This window comes from Chitinibacter tainanensis DSM 15459 (assembly GCF_000429785.1).
Lineage (GTDB): Bacteria > Pseudomonadota > Gammaproteobacteria > Burkholderiales > Chitinibacteraceae > Chitinibacter > Chitinibacter tainanensis.
In genome coordinates this window covers 67,656-82,546 of sequence record NZ_KE386951.1, presented here as the reverse complement: position 1 = coordinate 82,546, position 14,891 = coordinate 67,656, and the positions used below count along the sequence as shown (strand labels likewise).

Sequence of the window (14,891 nt, the reverse complement as noted above, 5' to 3'; positions counted from 1 at the left end):
GGCCGTGTCAATCAAGATTGGCGGCAAATTAAGTTGCATGATCAGTTGTTTAGCGTGTTTCACGCCTAAAACTGATTTTTCCATTCACGCAGGGCAGTAAAGGTGGCCAGCTCGCCACTGATCCCGGGGCTAAAGCGCTGGGCGGCGGCCTGAATTGGCGCTTCGCCACAGCGCAAAAACGGGTTGGTGGCAAGCTCAAGGCCCATGTTGCTGGGTAGGCTCGCCTTGCCCGCCGCACGCAGGGCCAGCACTTCGGCTTCGCGCTGGGCCAGGGCGGCATTTTCGGGCTCGAGATGGCGGGCAAAGCGCAGATTGCTGGCGGTGTATTCATGCGTGCAGCACACCTGCGTGGGCGCGGGCAGGGCGGCTAAACGCTGCAGGCTGGCCAGCATTTGCGCTGGCGTGCCTTCAAACAAGCGCCCACAGCCGGCTGAAAACAAGGTGTCGCCGCAAAACAGCCTGTCGGCTACAAGGTAGCTCAGGTGATCCAGCGTGTGCCCCGGGGTGGCAATGACTTCGATGGGTGTTTCCAGCAAGGTGAAACTCTCTCCCCCTACCAGCGGTCTATTGACCTCAGCCACACCGGCCGGGCCGTAGATCGGCAGCGCGGGGCTGGCCAGTGCGGCCAAGCCGCCGGTATGATCGTGATGATGGTGGGTAATCAAAATGCCGGCGAGCTGAGCCCCGCGGGCCGTCAGCCAGGCTTGCAGCGGCGCGGCCGCACCCGGATCAACGGCGATGACCGCCTGTTCGTTGTGCAGTAGCCAAATGTAATTGTCGCTAAAGATGGGAAGCGCGGTGAGTGTCAACATGAGTATGCCCAGTCAGGTTCCAGCATGAATACACCAGTCGAGCAGTTTGCCGCCTGGCTGGCCACCCCGCTCGGGCAATATGTGCGCGATAGCGAGGCCGCTTGGTTTGATCGTACCACGGTGGATATCTTTGGCTACAAGGCGGTGCAACTGGAATTACCACAAATGGATTGCCTGCGCGCCAATCGCATGCCATGGCGACTGATCGCCGGCGCGGCCGCGGGCACACAGCTGGCCTGCCAGGCCGATGCCCTGCCGCTGGCCTCGCAATCACTGGATTTGCTGGTGCTGCCGCATACGCTGGATTTTGCTGCCGACCCGCACAGTGTGTTGCGCGAGGCCGAGCGCGTGCTGATGCCGGAAGGGCGGCTATTGATCACCGGCTTTAATCCCTGGAGCCTGTGGGGCTTGCGCCGGCTCAAGGCCAATGAAGTTGCCTGGCAAGGGCAGTTTCTGGCGCCGCAGCGGCTGAAAGACTGGTTGCGCTTGCTGGATTTACAACTGCTGCGTGGTGAATTTCTTTGCTATCGCCCACCGCTGCAACGCAAGGGCTGGTTGGAAAAAAGCCGTTTTCTGGAGCGTGCCGGCGATCGTTTATGGCCGGCCGGTGGCGGCGTGTATTGCCTGGATGTAGTGAAACGCGTGAGCGGCATGACCATCATCGAGCCCGAATGGCGCACCGTGCACGTGCCCGCGCGCAATGCCGCCGCGGTGGTAGAGAAAATGCGGCTGCAAGCTGAGAAAGATCGCTGCAAATAAAGACGGGGTATGTTGATGTAGCCCTTGGATTTTAATATTTTCAGGGCTATACATTAGGGGTGTATGGGCTGAACTTGGGGCAGGCGCTAGCCACTCGCCCAAAACTGCCAGCGGCGCGTAAAATACGGCGCTTCCCAATCGACAGGCCAACGCCAAAGAGACGCAGTGATGGTCGAAATTTATACCGATGGCGCCTGCAAAGGTAACCCGGGCCCCGGCGGCTGGGGCGCTTATCTGCGCTATGGCGCGCATGAAAAAGAGCTCTGCGGCGGCGAAGCCCATACCACCAACAACCGGATGGAGCTGCTGGCGGTGATCTCGGCGCTGGCCGCACTCACTCGCCATTGCGAAGTCACCATCCATACCGACTCGCAATACGTTAAAAACGGCATTGAAAGCTGGATTCACGGCTGGAAACGCAACGGCTGGAAAACCGCAGACAAAAAGCCGGTTAAAAACGAAGACCTGTGGCGCGCGCTGGATGAGCAAGTGGCACGGCATGCGGTGCAGTGGCGCTGGGTGAAAGGGCATGCGGGCAATCCGGGCAATGAGCGGGCCGATGCCTTGGCCAATCAGGGTGTGGCGCAAATCCAAAGCTAGCCCCCGCCCACGCCCCCGCCATTTCACCGTCACCAATTCTTCATTTTTCGGCCCGCACCTGCCCGTATACTCGAATTGAATCAGCGGTTGATTGCTGCACGGCAACACCGGCGGCTAAGCGGAGGCACGGCAAATGGCATACACCAATTCGCTGGAAGACTGGCTGGAACTCACCCTGCTGGTCGCCGAATATCCCGATGGCGCCGACTGGGTGTTGGCGCTGGGCGAGCTAGACCGGCAAGCCGGGCGTGAAGTCGGCTACGGGCGCCGCTTTCTGGAAGCCACCATCCAGCACGGGCAGTTTTACTACGCCCTAGCCGATTCTCGCCAAGACGACACTCTGTAAGTAATTGCCCTGCCGTTTGTCGGCTACTGAGCAGTAAAGTAGCCCCTAAACCGAGCCCAAGCAGGGCTTGCGCGGCACTGTCAGCATGGCGCAAAGCCTTGCTGACAGCGACTTTATCCCTTTTTGTCTTCCTTTTTGCGTAAGAATCGCTCCCATTTGCATCTCGGCAAGCGCAAAACTGCTCTGCTAGAACGGTGGTTGAAAACAACCAACCCGCAGGGAGGAGCGAGATGCCACCCAGGATCGCTCTCACAGCCATTATTCTCATTGTCCAAGTGCTGCTGTTATGGCTGGGCAATGCCAGTTGGTGGGCCGGATTATTGTGCATAGCGGCAACGGCCACACTTGCGTGGCACAGCGCCCCCAGCCCCACACCAAATTCAGACGCGCAGCCTCAGAGCGATCATGCCACCACACGGTTAGGTCAGTTTGCCCAGCAGGCGCGCGAGCTCTTGCTGGGGGTGTTGCCGATCTGGGCGCGTAATCTGGATGTGGCCCGCGAGCAGACTGAACAAGCCATCGGCAACCTGGCCAACCGCTTTGTCGGGATTAATCAGCAGCTCAATGCCGCGCTGGCGCTCACCAGTGGCGGTAGCCAAAGCGATCTGCCCGGCATGATTAGCCGCTCGGAAACGCAACTTAGCCAGATTTTGGAAGCGCTGCACCGCGCAGTGGAAAGCCGGCAAACCATGCTGGATGAGATTCGCGGGCTGGCTAGTTTTACCGCCGAACTCAAGCAAATGGGGACTTCGGTCAGCGCGATTGCCAATCAAACCAATTTGCTAGCGCTCAATGCGGCCATTGAAGCCGCCCGCGCCGGGGAAATGGGCCGGGGCTTTGCGGTGGTGGCCGATGAAGTGCGCAAGCTCTCCAATCTGTCTGGCGACACCGGTAAACACATCACCGAGAAAATCGATCTGATCAATCAGGCCATGGCCCAAACCCTGACCCTAACCAGCGAGCTTTCAAGCGAAGAGCAAAGCATTATCCAGTCGGCCGAGCAGGTGATTCAGGGCGTGATCGGCGAATTTCATGCCGCTACCCAGGCTTTGAACGACAACCTGCAAGAGCTGGAACACCAAAACCGGCAGATCAGCCACGAAGTCGATGAAGTACTGGTTAATCTGCAGTTTCAAGATCGGGTGGGGCAGATTCAAAGCCATGTGGTGGGCGATATCCATAAGCTGCAGCAAGCCTTGCACGACGCCGATCTCACCCAGGAACAATGGCAGCTTCCTGATCGCCAGCTGTGGCTGAGCGAGCTGGAACGCACCTATACCACCCTAGAGCAAAAGGCGCTACACCACGGCCGATCTGGCTCTGCGAGCAATACCCCTACAACTTCAGTCGATTTTTTCTGAGGAGCGGCAATGTCTAAATTAATCATGATCGTTGATGACTCGGCCAGTCTGCGTACCGTGGTCGGCATTGCCCTCAAGGGCGCAGGGTATGACGTGCTCGAGGCGTGCGATGGCAAAGATGCGCTCAGCAAGCTCACCGGCCAAAAAGTGAATCTGATCGTTTCGGATGTGAATATGCCGAATATGGATGGCATTGCCTTCGTGACGCAGGTGAAGCAAATGCCAGCCTATAAATTCACCCCGGTGATTATGCTGACCACCGAAGCCGACGAATCCAAAAAAGCCGCCGGCAAGGCCGCTGGCGCCAAGGCCTGGGTGGTAAAACCATTTCAGCCGCCGATTCTGCTGGATGCGATTTCCAAGCTGGTCTTGCCCTAAGCGGGGTGCTGCATGACACACACCATTCAATTGCTCGGTGAGCAAACCATTTATCAGGCCCGGCAAACCCACACCCAGCTCTGGCAAGCCCTGCATGAGCACAACGAGCCCCTGCAGCTGGAGCTCGCCGGTGTTACCGAGGTGGATTCTTCACTGGTGCAGATCTTGCTGTGGCTGGTGCCCGAGGCCAAACGGCTGGGGCGGCCACTCACCATGGGTGAGCCCTCGGCGGTGCTGGCCGAAGTGCTGGCGGTGCTGGGTTTAAGCGCAATTTTGCAGTCCGAAGGAGCCGGCCATGAGTGAATACGACAGCGCCTTGCCGGCGTTTCTGGATGAAGCCCACGAATTGCTCGCCGCAATGGAGAGCATTTTGATGGATGTGCAGGGCCAGCAGCCCGATAGCGAACAGCTCAATGCCATGTTTCGCGCGATGCATACCATCAAAGGCTCATCGGGCTTATTTGGCCTCGATGCGATTGTGCGCTTTACCCACGAAGCCGAAAACGTTCTGGATGCCTTGCGCGCGGGAGAGCTTAGCTTTGATGATGAGCTCAATACCTTGCTGCTACGCTGCCACGATCACGTAAAAGCCATGCTGCAAGAGCTGGATCACCCCGATGTGCTCGCCAGCATGGCCGCGCCACCGCTGATTGATGAGCTCAAAGCTTATTTCCGGCAGCAAACCAGCGGCGATATCAGCCCACTGGCCGCCAGCGCCACCGAAGCGCCAGCGGCGGCCGAGCAAAGCTGGCTGATTTCCTTGCGCTTTGGCCGTGAAGTGCTGGCCGATGGTATGGATCCGCTCTCGTTTGTGCGCTATCTGGCCGAAAGTGGCGAGCTGGGCGGTTTGCAAACCATTAGCACCCAGCTCCCTGGCGGCGATGCGTTCGATCCTGAGCAATGTTATTTGCGCTTTGAGCTGGTGTATCACAGCGCCATGCCGCTGGCCAAACTCAATGATGTGTTCGAGTTTGTGCGGGAAAGTAGCCAGATTCACATTTTCCCGCTGGCGACGGCGGGTCGCTATCTGGCCACCGTCACCCAGGGGCAGGATGAGGCCGAGCAGCAAGCGGTGGCCGCGGCCTGGCAGCAGCTCGGGGTAGTTATCGAGGCCGAGGCCGAAGTCGTGACCGAGGCGGCGGCTGTTGAGGCGGTGGCGCCTCTGGCGAGCAATCTACAGTTTGCTCAGGCGGCTAAACAGGCCAGTGGCGCGGTGGCCCGCAAAACCGAACACAAAGAAACCAAAACCACCGAAACCCGCTTTATCAAGGTGGAAGCCAGCAAACTGGATAATCTGATCAATCTGATTGGCGAGCTGGTCATCGCCGGCGCCGCCGCCAACCTCATCGCCCGCCGCTCGGGCCAAAGCGCCCAGATCGAATCCACCGCCACCATCGCCACGCTGATTGAGCAGATCCGTGCCGGCACGCTCTCGATGCGCATGGTGCAGATTGGTGAGATTTTTAGCCGCTTTCCTCGCGTGGTGCGCGATGTATCGAAGGAGCTGGGTAAATCGATCGAGCTGCATATCAGTGGCGCGGAAACCGAGCTGGATAAATCCATGGTCGAAAAACTCGGCGATCCGCTGATGCATATTGTGCGCAATGCCATTGATCACGGCATCGAGTCGGTGGAAACCCGGCTGGCGGCCGGCAAGTCGGCCACCGGCAATGTTTGGCTCAATGCCTATCACGAATCGGGCAGCATCGTGATCGAAGTGGCCGACGATGGCGGCGGCCTGCGCAAAGACAAAATCGTCGCCAAAGCGGTGGCCAACGGGCTGATTAGTGCCGACGCCATGCTCAGCGATAACGAAATCTACAAACTGATTTTCGAGCCCGGTTTTTCCACTGCCGAGCAGATCAGCAATATCTCTGGCCGTGGGGTGGGGATGGATGTGGTCAAGCGCGGCCTGGAAGCCCTGCGCGGCACGATTGATATCGACTCGGCTGTGGGCGAGGGCACCAATTTCCGCATCCGCCTGCCGCTCACGCTGGCGATTATTGATGGCTTTTTGGTGCAGATTGGTAAATCAACCTTCGTCATTCCGCTGGAAGTGGTGGTGGAGTGCATCGAGGTGCCGGACGATCTGAAATCTGACGGCACGCACTCGCATCTGAATCTACGCGGCGAGGTGCTGCCGGTGCTTAATCTGTCGGAGTTTCTTGAGCTGGGCGAGCCACCGGGCAAGCGGCAAAACGTGGTGGTGGTCAATTACGGCGAGAGCAAAGCCGGCCTGCTGGTGGATAACCTGTTGGGCGAATTTCAAACCGTAATCAAACCGCTGGGGCAGCTGTTTAGCCATCTGCGGGCGATTAGCGGCTCAACCATTTTAGGCTCGGGTGAGGTGGCGCTGATTCTGGATGTGCCAGCGCTGATTGAGTTTGCCAAGCAAAAAGAAGTCGCCGATTTTGCCGGGCAAACCGAACAAGGCCGGGCGCAGTTACATTGATTTTTTGTTGGGTATAGGTGTGAAAGCATTATAAACATTAGGGTTGAGGTAGATACCCATCCTGAGTACGGAGAGTGCAAAATGAATAAGCAAATGACGGTAGCAACCCGCTTGTTGCTTGGTTTTGGTGGTGTCTTGGCCCTGATGGTACTGCTGGTGGTGGTGGCGATTGCCGGCTATCTCAAGCTCAATGAAAACATCCGCATGATCACCGAGGTGAATAACGCCAAGATGCTCAGCGCCTACGAAATGCTGACCGCCTTGCAGGAAACTCGGGTCCAGACCCGGACGCTGGTGATTGTGTCCGACAAAGATCTGATCGATAAGGCCGCCGCAGCTTATCAAGTGGCTAAAACGCGGTTTGAAACGCAGCAAAGTAAATTTAAAGAGCTGATGGGCAAATCAAGCTCGGAAGAAGAGCGCAATTTGGCTGCGCAAATCGAATCCGCCCTCCCCGAAGCGAGGGCTGCCTCGGACGAAGTTGCGCGGCTGGGGGCCAACAATGAGGCTGAAAAAGCGCAAGAATACATGCTCGCCAAAGCCGTACCCGCCAACGCTAAATTAATTGATGTTGTGCAAAAACTGGCCGAGCTCGAAGTGAAGCAGAATAAAGATGAATCCGAGCATGCGATGCACAGCTACGAAACCGCTTTGTTCCAATTGCTGGTGGTGGCTGCGATTGCGATCTTGGTGGCCTGCGGTGTGGTGTTCTTCCTGGTGCGCAGCTTCAACCGCGTCTTGGGTGGCGAGCCGCACTATGTGGGTGATGTGATGCGCGAAGTGGCCGCCGGTAATCTTTTGGTGAATATCACGCTGCGCCCGGGCGACACCACCAGTTTGGCCGCCTCGATTTCGAATACCATCGATAAGCTGCGCTCGCTGATGGGTGACATCAAGGCCAATGCTGATAATGTTTCGTCCGCCGCGATTCAGCTCACCTCCACCTCGCAATCGCTGGCGCAAACCGCTGCCGAATCTGCCGCGAGCATCGAAGAAACCTCGGCTTCGGTGGAAGAAATCTCCTCATCGATTAGCCAAACCAGTGAAAACGCCCGCATCACCGAAGGCATTGCCAGCAAAGCGGCGCGTGAAGCCACCGATGGCGGCGATACCGTGCGGCAAACCGTGGCGGCAATGCGCCAGATCGCCGAAAAAATCAGCATCATTGACGATATTGCCTACCAGACCAATCTGCTGGCCCTGAATGCCGCGATTGAAGCGGCGCGAGCCGGTGAGCAGGGTAAGGGCTTTGCGGTGGTGGCCGCAGAAGTGCGCAAGCTGGCCGAGCGCAGCCAGGTGGCCGCGCAGGATATTGGTGAAGTGGCCAGCAGCAGTGTGAAGCTGGCCGAGCGCGCCGGCGAATTGCTGGAAGAAATGGTCAGCTCCAGCACCAAAACGGCAGATCTGGTGCAGGAAATTGCCGCTGCCGCGGCCGAGCAAGCTAGCGGCGTGAATCAAGTGAATGCCTCAGTGCAGCAAAGTAATCTGACCACCCAGCAAAATTCGGCCTCGAGCGAAGAGCTGGCCTCAACGGCGGAAGAGCTGAGCAGCCAGGCGGAAAACCTGCAAGAGCTGGTGTCCTTCTTCAAGCTCGATGAGAGCGGCAATAGCGGGCGCCGCCGCGGTGGAGCTGGCCGCAAAGCCAGCAGCGGGCAGGGCGGTGGCAAAGCGCATAGCTATGGCGCCAAATCAGGTGGCGAGCTGGATGACGCCGAATTCACCCGTTTCTAAGCGAGGTGTGTCATGGGAGCTTTAGCCTTAAAAACCAGCAAGGAGCGCGTCCAGCAGGAGGAAGCGCACCTTGATCTCTCGCAGTATCTGACTTTTCAGCTTTGCGGCGAGACTTTCGCGATCGGAATTCTGGCGATCAAGGAAATCCTCGAATACATGCCAATGACGCAAGTGCCGATGATGCCGGATTTTGTGCGCGGGGTGATGAATCTGCGCGGTGCGGTGGTGCCGGTGATTGATTTGTCGCTGCGCTTTGGCAAAGGGGAAACCACGGTGCGTCGCCGCACTTGCGTGGTGATCATCGAGATTGAACACGATGATCAGCAACAGTATTTTGGGGTGCTGGTGGATGCGGTGCACGAAGTGCTGGCGATTGCCGATGGCGATATTGTGCCTGCTCCGCAGTTTGGCAATCACATCCGTTCGGATTTCATTGCCGGCATGGCCAAGGTGCAAAATCGCTTTGTGGTACTGCTGGATTTAAGCCGCGCCTTGTCGGTTGAGGAAATGGCACAGTTGGCCATGCTGGACGAAACCGCGCTGGACGTGGCCGAGTCCGCTGCCGAGGAGCATGTGAGCCATTAAGCGAGCCTGCTGCCCATGCCTGTGCTAACCGACGCTACTTTTGTGCGCTACCAGCAATGGCTGCGCGAACGCACCGGCGTGAACCTCACCGAGGTAAAAAAAACGCTGGTGCATCAGCGGCTGATCAAGCGGCTGCAGGCGCGCAATATTGATACCTTTGAAGCCTATTTTCGTGTGCTGCTCGCCAGCAGCGAGGAAGCCGAGCGCCAATTGGCGCTCGATTTACTCACCACGCATGAAACGTATTTCTTTCGTGAACCCAAGCATTTTCAATGGTTTAAGCATTATTTGCTTTCACCGCAGGCGGTAGGCCGCGCCTTGCGGGTATGGAGCGCCGCATCGTCATCCGGGGAAGAAGTCTGGAGCATTGCCATGATGCTCAGCGACTTTTTAGGTTTGCAGGGTACTTGGTATTTGCTGGGCAGTGATATTAGCCAGCTGGTGCTGGCCAAAGCGCAACAAGGCCATTACCCGATGAGCCGCTGCGAAGGGATTCCGCCGGCCTATCTGCGTGATTTTTGTTTAAAAGGGCAGGGGGCGCAGTTACACACCTTGCGCATCATGCCGGCGCTGCGCAAACGGGTGGATTTTCGGCTGGTGAATTTAAACGAATCTTTACCCGACCTAGGTCACTTTGATGTGATTTTTTTGCGCAATGTGCTGATCTATTTTGATATCGAGACTAAAAACAAAGTTCTGCTTCGCTGCATCGATGCCTTGTACCCCGGCGGTTATTTGCTGGTGAGCCATTCGGAAAGCCTAACCGGGTTTCAGCTGCCATTAGATCTGGTGCAGGCCGGCATTTATCGCAAGCGGGCGTAGCCAAGGGGCCAGGGGGCGCCATGACCATCAAAGTAATGCTGGTAGATGATTCTGCCGTGGTACGGCAGGTATTGGGGCAACAACTCAGTAGCGCGGGGGATATCCAGATTATCGATGTGGCCCATGACCCGATCATGGCGCAGGAAAAACTGCAGCATCGCTGGCCGGATGTGATTGTGCTGGATGTGGAAATGCCCAAGATGGACGGCATTACCTTTTTAAAACACATTATGGCCACCCGCCCCACGCCGATTGTGATCTGCTCATCGCTGACCCAGAAAGGCGCCGATATCAGTATGCAGGCACTGGCGGCCGGCGCGGTGGATGTGATTGCCAAGCCCATGGCTGGGGTCAAAGGTTTTCTGGAAGAAAACCGCAAAATGCTGATCGATGCGGTGCGCGCGGCGTCGGTGGCGCGGGTTAATCGTTTGCGCCAGCCCGAAGCACCAGCCACGAGGCCTACTACCGCCACGGCAGACAAAGGGGCCTTGCCCACGATTCGGGAAAAACTGGCGGCCGATGTGATTTTGGCCGCGCCCACCGGGCATGAGGTGTTTCGCACCACCGAGCGGATAGTGGCCATCGGCACCTCCACCGGTGGCACGCAGGCTTTGGAATTCGTGCTGACCCAGTTACCCAAAACCAGCCCGGGCATTGCGATTGTGCAGCATATGCCCGAACAATTTACCGCTGCCTTTGCCCGCCGGCTGGATGGAATTTGCCAAATTGAAGTCAAAGAAGCCAGCAATGGCGACCGGATTATGCCAGGCCGCGCGCTGATTGCCCCCGGGGGGCGGCATTTGGCCATTCAGCGCAGCGGCGCGTTTTATCATGTGGAAGTGATTGATGGCCCGCCAGTCAGCCGGCATCGCCCCTCGGTGGATGTGCTGTTTCGCTCCGCCGCTAAATCGGCCGGGCGCAATGCGCTGGGTATTATCATGACCGGCATGGGCGACGATGGCGCCAAAGGGCTGAAAGAAATGCGCGAAGCCGGCGCACACACCATCGCGCAAGATGAAAAAAGCTGCGTGGTATTCGGCATGCCCAAAGAGGCCATTAAGCTGGAGGCCGCAGCTGAGGTGATGCCTTTGGCGCAAATCGCGCAATCGATTTACCGCTACGGTTAGGGGCTAGTATGAGCAGGGCGGCGCCGATTAAAGTGATGATCGTCGATGATTCGGCGATTGTGCGGCAGGTGGTGCGCGAGATTTTGCAGCGCGAGCCCGATATCACGGTGATTGGTGCCGCCTTTGACCCGCTGTTTGCCTACGACAAAATGCAAAAGCAGTGGCCCGATGTGCTGCTGCTGGATATCGCCATGCCGCGTATGGATGGCATTACGTTCTTGCGGCGCATTATGAGCGAGCAACCCACGCCGGTGGTGGTGATGTCGGCCCTGACCGAGCGGAATGTGGAGCTCAGCTTGTTGGCGCTGGCCTCGGGGGCGCTGTGCGTGATCAACAAACCGGCGATTGGTTTTCGCGATTTTATGCACGCCAGCAGTACCGAGCTGGTGCATGCGATTCGCGCCGCTGCCCAGGCTAAGGTGCAAAAGTTGAACTTACCGCCTTTGCCCGAACACGACAGTGCTGCCTTGCGTCGCCCTGCCAGTATGCCGCCGCAGATCAATCCTGCCTTGCCCGCCAAGCCAATACCCGCCACCCCTATGCCTGCTTTTGATGACCCGCTGGCCCGTGGTGCGCAAGAGCGGCGCGTAGCGCCCAAGCTCACCGCCGATGCGGTGCTGCCCGCCCCAGCCAGCAAGGCCCAGGTGCCTGCCACGCCCAAAATCGTGGTGATCGGCACTTCCACCGGCGGCACCCAAGCACTCGAACAGATTCTGCCGCAGTTGCGGCCAGACTGCCCGCCGCTGGCGATTGTGCAGCATATGCCTGAAAAGTTTACCGCCAGCTTTGCCGATCGCCTGGATATGCTCAGCCAGATCGAAGTGCGCGAAGCACAGCATAATGACCGAATGCGACGCGGTTTAGCGCTATTGGCACCGGGTGGCAAGCATCTGCTATTGCGGCGCAATGGCAATGAATATTACGTAGAAGTCATTGATGGCCCGCTGGTCACGCGCCATCGCCCCTCGGTGGATGTGCTGTTTCGCTCCGCGGCGGTTGCGGCCGGGCACAATGCGGTGGCATTTTTGCTGACCGGCATGGGCGATGATGGCGCGCGTGGTCTGCTTGAATTACGCCAAGCGGGCGCACAAACCTATGCGCAAGATGAAGAAAGCTGCGTGGTATTTGGCATGCCCAAAGAAGGAATTGCCCTTGGCGCAGCGCAACAGGTGGTGGCGCTCGGGCAGGTGGTGCCGCTGATTCAGGCGGTACATTAGCCGGGCAGTATTTGAGAGCTAACTAATAGACGCAAAAAAGCCCAGTCCGAAGACTGGGCTTTTTATCTTTGGGGTGGCTGATGGGGCTCGAACCCACGACAACAGGAATCACAATCCTGGACTCTACCAACTGAGCTACAGCCACCACAAAACCTTGAAATCTGCCGCTGTGTGCTGGCGCACCCGACAGGAATCGAACCTGTAACCTACGGCTTAGAAGGCCGTTGCTCTATCCAGTTGAGCTACGGGCACATTCAATACTTTGTGTGTCTCTTGGTCGGGGCGGTGGGATTCGAACTCACGACCACCTGGTCCCAAACCAGGTGCGCTACCAGACTGCGCTACGCCCCGACTAGAGAAGGCCGAACTATACGCAGCAGCTGCACAGGCGTCAAGGGCTTCCCCAAAAAATTTTGCTAAAAAGTGCAAAAAAGCCCGATCAATGCGAAAATCTCGTTTTTGCCCATTTGCCGGAGTTTCCCGCCATGACTGCCCAGATCCTTGATGGTAAAGCCATTTCCCAAGAAATCGTTCAAGAAGTGCGCGCCAAGGTTGATGCCCGCGTGGTGGCCGGCAAACGCGCACCAGCGCTGGCGGTGATTCTGGTGGGCTCCGATCCGGCCTCACAGGTGTATGTGGGTAATAAAAAACGTCAGTGCGAAAACGCCGGGATTACCTCACTGGCTTACGATCTGCCCGCAGAGACTAGCGAAGCCGATGTCCTGAAACTGGTGGCCGAGCTGAATCAAAATGACGACGTGGATGGCATCTTGGTGCAGTTGCCACTGCCTAAACACATCGATGCCGATAAGGTAATCGAGCTGATCGATCCAGTGAAAGATGTGGATGGTTTCCATCCTTATAATATCGGTCGCCTTACTTTGAAAATGCCGCTGCTGCGCCCATGCACGCCGCGCGGGGTGATGACTTTGCTGGAAAAAACCGGCATTGACCTGGTGGGCAAAGATGCGGTGGTGATTGGTGCGTCGAATATCGTGGGCCGTCCGCAAGCGCTGGAGCTCTTGCTCGCGCGTGCCACTGTGACCGTTTGCCACAGCAAAACCAAAGATCTGGCCGCCAAAGTGGCGGGCGCGGATGTGGTGGTGGCCGGCGTGGGCATCCCGAATTTTGTGAAGGGTGAATGGATTAAAGAAGGCGCGATCGTGATTGACGTGGGTATCAATCGCCTGGAAAGCGGCAAGCTGTGTGGCGATGTGGAATTCGATACCGCCAAAGAGCGCGCCAGCTGGATCACCCCGGTGCCGGGCGGTGTTGGCCTGATGACCGTGGCCACCCTGATGCAAAACACCTACGACGCGTGCGTGAACCGCATCGGCTAAGCCAGCCACACGTAGCGCAACTTAAAAACAAGCAGCGAAAATACGCTGCACTGGCTGCTGAGCAAGTGGAATAGCAATATGTTTCAAGTCTCGGCCAAGCCGAGCCTGGGAACTAAGGCTTTTAATCTGCAGCCTTGATGTTCTATTCCCGCCCCTCCCGTCCCCTCCTTGAGGGGCGCTTCGCTTCGCGAGTGGGGTTTGTTAGCAAGCAGAGTGGCGAATATACGCTGCAATTTGCCAATGGTGCCCGGTGGGCGCCGTTGGTGTCACTGGAGAAGGTACACAATATGGCTTATCAACTCGCCAAACCGCTATTGTTTATGCTCGAAGCCGAGCGCGCACACCACGCTGCGTTTAAAGGATTGGGTCTGCTCAATAGTCTGGGTTTTCTGCGCACGTTGGCCCCGACCGTACCGAATGATCCGGTGACCGTAATGGGGATTGAATTTGCCAACCCGGTGGGGCTGGCGGCGGGGCTGGATAAAAACGGCGATTATATTGATGCGCTGGGCGAGCTGGGCTTTGGTTTTCTGGAAATCGGTACGGTTACTCCGCGCCCGCAGCCCGGTAACCCGAAGCCGCGTCTGTTCCGCCTGCCGGAGGCGCGCGGAATTATCAACCGTATGGGTTTTAATAATGGCGGCGTCGATAATCTGCTCGATAACGTTACCCAGGCCCAGTATCGTGGTGTACTCGGCATCAATATTGGCAAAAACGCCGATACCCCCATAGAAAAAGCCGCGGAAGATTATCTGATTGGTCTGCGCAAAGTGTACGCGGCGGCCAGCTATGTCACTGTGAATATCTCCAGCCCCAATACCAAAAACCTGCGCCAGCTGCAGCAGGGTGATGAGCTGGGCGATTTGCTGGCGCAACTGAAGGCCGAGCAGGAAAAACTCGCCCAGCAACATGGTCGCTATGTGCCGATTGCGGTGAAGATCGCGCCGGATCTGGATAACAACCAGATTCAGGAAATCGGCCAGCTGCTGGTTACGCACCAGATTGATGGCGTGATCGCCACCAATACCACGCTGTCGCGCACCGGGGTCGAAAACCTGCCGCATGGCCAGGAAACCGGTGGTCTTTCGGGTGAGCCCGTGCGGGCCAAATCCACCTCGGTGATTCGCGAGCTAGCGCAAGTGCTGGATGGTGCGCTGCCGATTATTGGTGTGGGCGGCATTATGAGTGGCGAAGATGCAGTAGAGAAAATCCGCGCTGGCGCGGCCATGGTGCAGGTGTATAGCGGGCTGATTTATCAGGGCCCAAGCTTGGTGAGCGAATGTGCGGCGGCTTTGGCGGCGCTGCGCCAAGGTAAGTAAGGCGCTGTGCGATTAGGTCGATAAACCATATCGACTTTATGA

Annotated in this window: 15 protein-coding genes and 3 tRNA genes; 14 read left to right on the top strand and 4 right to left on the bottom strand. The window is 57.6% G+C overall.

Annotated features, from left to right (window positions below):
* Positions 1-65: 65 nt before the first annotated feature.
* A complete protein-coding gene (gene gloB, locus G482_RS0109970; protein WP_028449915.1) occupies positions 66-812 on the bottom strand; it encodes a hydroxyacylglutathione hydrolase in 747 nt (248 codons plus the stop codon).
* A gap of 24 nt (positions 813-836) precedes the next feature.
* Here gloB and G482_RS0109965 point away from each other — a divergent pair, with 24 nt between their 5' ends.
* From G482_RS0109965 to G482_RS0109910, 12 genes are all read left to right on the top strand, one after another.
* On the top strand, positions 837-1,571 hold the full coding sequence (locus tag G482_RS0109965) for a class I SAM-dependent methyltransferase (RefSeq protein ID WP_028449914.1): 735 nt from the start codon (positions 837-839) through the stop codon (positions 1,569-1,571).
* 168 nt (positions 1,572-1,739) lie between these two features.
* The gene (gene rnhA, locus G482_RS0109960) at positions 1,740-2,171 is read left to right on the top strand and encodes a ribonuclease HI (protein ID WP_028449913.1); all 432 of its coding nucleotides are present in this window, start codon (positions 1,740-1,742) and stop codon (positions 2,169-2,171) included.
* 133 nt (positions 2,172-2,304) lie between these two features.
* A complete protein-coding gene (locus G482_RS0109955) occupies positions 2,305-2,517 on the top strand; it encodes a hypothetical protein (RefSeq protein WP_028449912.1) in 213 nt (70 codons plus the stop codon).
* A gap of 230 nt (positions 2,518-2,747) precedes the next feature.
* Complete coding sequence (locus G482_RS20820) at positions 2,748-3,878, top strand: methyl-accepting chemotaxis protein (protein WP_051258903.1); 1,131 nt, start codon at positions 2,748-2,750, stop codon at positions 3,876-3,878.
* A gap of 9 nt (positions 3,879-3,887) precedes the next feature.
* Entirely contained in the window at positions 3,888-4,256 is a 369-nt protein-coding gene (locus G482_RS0109945) for a response regulator (protein ID WP_028449911.1), read from the top strand.
* A gap of 12 nt (positions 4,257-4,268) precedes the next feature.
* The gene (locus tag G482_RS0109940; RefSeq protein WP_028449910.1) at positions 4,269-4,559 is read left to right on the top strand and encodes an STAS domain-containing protein; all 291 of its coding nucleotides are present in this window, start codon (positions 4,269-4,271) and stop codon (positions 4,557-4,559) included.
* On the top strand, positions 4,552-6,708 hold the full coding sequence (locus tag G482_RS0109935) for a chemotaxis protein CheA (RefSeq protein WP_028449909.1): 2,157 nt from the start codon (positions 4,552-4,554) through the stop codon (positions 6,706-6,708). Before G482_RS0109940 ends, G482_RS0109935 begins: the two co-directional genes overlap by 8 nt.
* An 81-nt stretch (positions 6,709-6,789) precedes the next feature.
* Entirely contained in the window at positions 6,790-8,439 is a 1,650-nt protein-coding gene (locus G482_RS0109930) for a methyl-accepting chemotaxis protein (protein ID WP_028449908.1), read from the top strand.
* Positions 8,440-8,451: 12 nt separating this feature from the next.
* Entirely contained in the window at positions 8,452-9,024 is a 573-nt protein-coding gene (locus G482_RS18095; protein WP_051258902.1) for a chemotaxis protein CheW, read from the top strand.
* A 15-nt stretch (positions 9,025-9,039) separates the two neighbouring features.
* Positions 9,040-9,846, top strand: coding sequence for a CheR family methyltransferase (locus G482_RS0109920; protein WP_028449907.1), 807 nt, complete (start codon positions 9,040-9,042; stop codon positions 9,844-9,846).
* 20 nt (positions 9,847-9,866) lie between these two features.
* Entirely contained in the window at positions 9,867-10,973 is a 1,107-nt protein-coding gene (locus G482_RS0109915) for a protein-glutamate methylesterase/protein-glutamine glutaminase (protein ID WP_028449906.1), read from the top strand.
* Positions 10,974-10,981: 8 nt separating this feature from the next.
* A complete protein-coding gene (locus G482_RS0109910; protein ID WP_034619461.1) occupies positions 10,982-12,190 on the top strand; it encodes a protein-glutamate methylesterase/protein-glutamine glutaminase in 1,209 nt (402 codons plus the stop codon).
* A gap of 69 nt (positions 12,191-12,259) precedes the next feature.
* Here the strand turns inward: G482_RS0109910 and G482_RS0109905 are convergent.
* The 3 genes from G482_RS0109905 to G482_RS0109895 all read right to left on the bottom strand — a co-directional run bounded on the left by G482_RS0109905 (position 12,260) and on the right by G482_RS0109895 (position 12,541).
* A tRNA-His gene (locus tag G482_RS0109905) sits at positions 12,260-12,335 on the bottom strand.
* Positions 12,336-12,365: 30 nt separating this feature from the next.
* Positions 12,366-12,442: transfer RNA gene (locus G482_RS0109900), tRNA-Arg, on the bottom strand.
* 22 nt (positions 12,443-12,464) lie between these two features.
* Positions 12,465-12,541: transfer RNA gene (locus G482_RS0109895), tRNA-Pro, on the bottom strand.
* A gap of 134 nt (positions 12,542-12,675) precedes the next feature.
* Between G482_RS0109895 and folD the strand changes: the two genes are divergently transcribed.
* Together folD and G482_RS0109885 are read left to right on the top strand one after the other, a co-directional pair.
* Positions 12,676-13,530: a bifunctional methylenetetrahydrofolate dehydrogenase/methenyltetrahydrofolate cyclohydrolase FolD gene (folD, locus tag G482_RS0109890; protein WP_028449904.1), complete on the top strand. Its 855-nt coding sequence runs from the start codon at positions 12,676-12,678 to the stop codon at positions 13,528-13,530.
* A 287-nt stretch (positions 13,531-13,817) separates the two neighbouring features.
* A complete protein-coding gene (locus G482_RS0109885; protein WP_028449903.1) occupies positions 13,818-14,849 on the top strand; it encodes a quinone-dependent dihydroorotate dehydrogenase in 1,032 nt (343 codons plus the stop codon).
* Positions 14,850-14,891: the final 42 nt, after the last annotated feature.

Coding starts and splice junctions, on each gene's coding strand:
- gloB (WP_028449915.1), bottom strand. CDS start 812: ATGTTGACACTCACCGCGCTTCCCATCTTTAGCGACAATTACATTTGG.
- G482_RS0109965 (WP_028449914.1), top strand. CDS start 837: ATGAATACACCAGTCGAGCAGTTTGCCGCCTGGCTGGCCACCCCGCTC.
- rnhA (WP_028449913.1), top strand. CDS start 1,740: ATGGTCGAAATTTATACCGATGGCGCCTGCAAAGGTAACCCGGGCCCC.
- G482_RS0109955 (WP_028449912.1), top strand. CDS start 2,305: ATGGCATACACCAATTCGCTGGAAGACTGGCTGGAACTCACCCTGCTG.
- G482_RS20820 (WP_051258903.1), top strand. CDS start 2,748: ATGCCACCCAGGATCGCTCTCACAGCCATTATTCTCATTGTCCAAGTG.
- G482_RS0109945 (WP_028449911.1), top strand. CDS start 3,888: ATGTCTAAATTAATCATGATCGTTGATGACTCGGCCAGTCTGCGTACC.
- G482_RS0109940 (WP_028449910.1), top strand. CDS start 4,269: ATGACACACACCATTCAATTGCTCGGTGAGCAAACCATTTATCAGGCC.
- G482_RS0109935 (WP_028449909.1), top strand. CDS start 4,552: ATGAGTGAATACGACAGCGCCTTGCCGGCGTTTCTGGATGAAGCCCAC.
- G482_RS0109930 (WP_028449908.1), top strand. CDS start 6,790: ATGAATAAGCAAATGACGGTAGCAACCCGCTTGTTGCTTGGTTTTGGT.
- G482_RS18095 (WP_051258902.1), top strand. CDS start 8,452: ATGGGAGCTTTAGCCTTAAAAACCAGCAAGGAGCGCGTCCAGCAGGAG.
- G482_RS0109920 (WP_028449907.1), top strand. CDS start 9,040: ATGCCTGTGCTAACCGACGCTACTTTTGTGCGCTACCAGCAATGGCTG.
- G482_RS0109915 (WP_028449906.1), top strand. CDS start 9,867: ATGACCATCAAAGTAATGCTGGTAGATGATTCTGCCGTGGTACGGCAG.
- G482_RS0109910 (WP_034619461.1), top strand. CDS start 10,982: ATGAGCAGGGCGGCGCCGATTAAAGTGATGATCGTCGATGATTCGGCG.
- folD (WP_028449904.1), top strand. CDS start 12,676: ATGACTGCCCAGATCCTTGATGGTAAAGCCATTTCCCAAGAAATCGTT.
- G482_RS0109885 (WP_028449903.1), top strand. CDS start 13,818: ATGGCTTATCAACTCGCCAAACCGCTATTGTTTATGCTCGAAGCCGAG.